At 35.5% G+C, this 2,029-nt stretch carries 3 protein-coding genes; all 3 read right to left on the bottom strand.

From position 1 onward, the window contains the following. Window positions 1–161: 161 nt before the first annotated feature. Entirely contained in the window at window positions 162–872 is a 711-nt protein-coding gene (locus tag AAOP42_RS00195) for an endonuclease/exonuclease/phosphatase family protein (protein WP_349526435.1), read from the bottom strand. 17 nt (window positions 873–889) lie between these two features. Continuing rightward, window positions 890–1,468 carry a hypothetical protein gene (locus AAOP42_RS00190; RefSeq protein ID WP_349526434.1) on the bottom strand — a complete coding sequence of 193 codons (579 nt, stop codon included), beginning with the start codon at window positions 1,466–1,468 and terminating at the stop codon, window positions 890–892. A 455-nt stretch (window positions 1,469–1,923) separates the two neighbouring features. After that, window positions 1,924–2,029: IS3 family transposase (locus AAOP42_RS00185; protein WP_349526436.1), on the bottom strand; the 106-nt coding region annotated here is incomplete at its 5' end.

Raw genomic sequence — 2,029 nt, 5'->3', positions numbered from 1 at the left:
TCTACAGGTCAACCAAATCCACAGACCGAAAAACCCATAAGACTATCTGCCAAATACCAACTACGGTTCGTTCAACACTACATTCATGCTTGGCCTATCGGCCGCACGAATGCTTAGTTATTGCACGAATGCTTAGTTATTGGCGTGTCGTTTTTTATTTTTCAGTCGTCAATTTCACAGATAATTGGCATATGGTCGCTTATTTCCAACCATTTATCTGCTTGTCCAATTTCAATTCTCTTTAGGCCATTAGAAAATTTTTCGGCACCAAAAACATAGTCAATATGATAAGGTCTGTCTAGTTTCCGCTGAAAATATAAAGTCGGATTTGTCTCAGCACCTTGTTGTTCTCCTGTGTAATTATGGTAAAGACTTTCAATTCCAAGTTCTTTTAATTCGTTTACAACGTCAGAGTGATTCCACCATCTATCCCATTCGTCCCATTTTGTATTACTGTTAAAATCTCCTGCGATAATTGTCGTATTTAGTTTGTCTTTATTGACTTGCAAGTATTTCCATAATTGTCCAATGTAGCCGAAATTTGGTGAGTTGTTTCGGTGAGTCCAAATAGCAAGTAAGTCAAAGTCTTGATTGATTTTACACGGTAAAAAGTGCTTTACAAAGTGGTCTTTGAATTTATTTGACCAATCAAGTTTCTTTAATTCAATTTCTGGGCGGGCGAATATTGCAAGTCCTTTGTTTTTGGTGTCGCCAATCCAAACATAGTTTTCAGCCCATTCTTGATATTTTGGGTTTCTACATTCGGCTGGGTTTTCACATTCTTGGATAATGTAAATGTCAGCGTTGAAGTCCGAAATATGTTCAAACTTCTTTCTAAATGCTCCATTACAATTCCAAGTTACAATCTTCAATTTTCTTTATTTTTTGTTTACACAAAGTCTTTTTGTCCGTTCAAGTCTGTTTTTAATGTTTCAAATATTTCTCTAAAATTTAAAATACCTTCATAAGTTCCAAGCTTAAATCGGTACTCTATTTTTTCTCCCCAAAGTTTGTCTCCAATTCTGTTTGCTTCATCAATTAGGGGCTTTATAAGCTTGTCAAAGTTTAAGAATTCATCAATATTTAAGTCCTTAGAGTAATTCAAATGTGCTATTCTGTTATTTCTATGTTGAACTTTTAGGTAGTTGACATTTCTTCGAAATGAATCAAAATCACTTTTAAGTTCTTTTATCGCGCCCTGATCAATAATTGTCTTATTGGTAGCTTTCAAAATTTTTCGGAATGAGAATGTTGAACTATCGTCATCAAGATTTGTCAGGTGAAGTATGAGACCGTTCTCCATATACCTGAGAGAAGTAAATTCTTCGAGTATGTAATGCCTTGTGGTTTTTTGAAAGAGGTATCCAAGTCTATTCAACTTCCTTATATAAAAGCAAGCTAAAATATTAAGGTCAATTAGTTCAACTCTCAAGCTTGAAAACTGGTCTTTCTGTTCTTTATTAAGCATTCTGTATTTTTTCAAATGCACGCCAACGTACAGCGGCTAAAAATTGTGGCATGGCTTTTTGCGTGAAAGCTTTAGGGGCCATGATTGTTTAGACGCTGTTATTGTTCGTTTAAATATCGGAAACTACTGCCGCATTTCATAGGGTTGTTCTGCAAAATGATGGAACCATAGACTTGCTATGTTCTGACATTTTGAAGAAGAATTATTTGTGGCGAATGGTAAACCCCTTGACTTTGTGGCCATTTTCGCTTAACTTCTCTAAGTTTTTTAACGTGCACACGTTTTGAAAGGCTACTTTCAACGAGTATCACGAGCAAAACTTAGCCGAACCAATGGCCACAAATCCAATCCCTTGCTCGACACCAAATCTTTCTAAATCCTCTGAAATGTCCTCGACGATATTTACATGAATTCTAACAATATAGTGGACTTACAACAAAAAACCGGACAAAAAGTTAAGCGCATATTGAACAATTAATTTTCCCATATTGTTCGGGGGTTTTATACCCTAGATATGAGTGTTTTCTTTTACGGTTGTACCAGATTTCTATAAACTCAAAC

Source organism: Reichenbachiella sp. MALMAid0571, assembly GCF_040151475.1.
In the GTDB taxonomy this organism is placed as follows: domain Bacteria; phylum Bacteroidota; class Bacteroidia; order Cytophagales; family Cyclobacteriaceae; genus CAXBNB01.
The sequence above is the reverse complement of the archived record's forward strand: the minus strand, read 5'-3'. Positions and strand labels throughout refer to the sequence as shown.

Excerpts from the sequence above, each read along its gene's own strand:
- AAOP42_RS00190 (WP_349526434.1), bottom strand. The coding sequence starts at position 1,468 with ATGCTTAATAAAGAACAGAAAGACCAGTTTTCAAGCTTGAGAGTTGAA.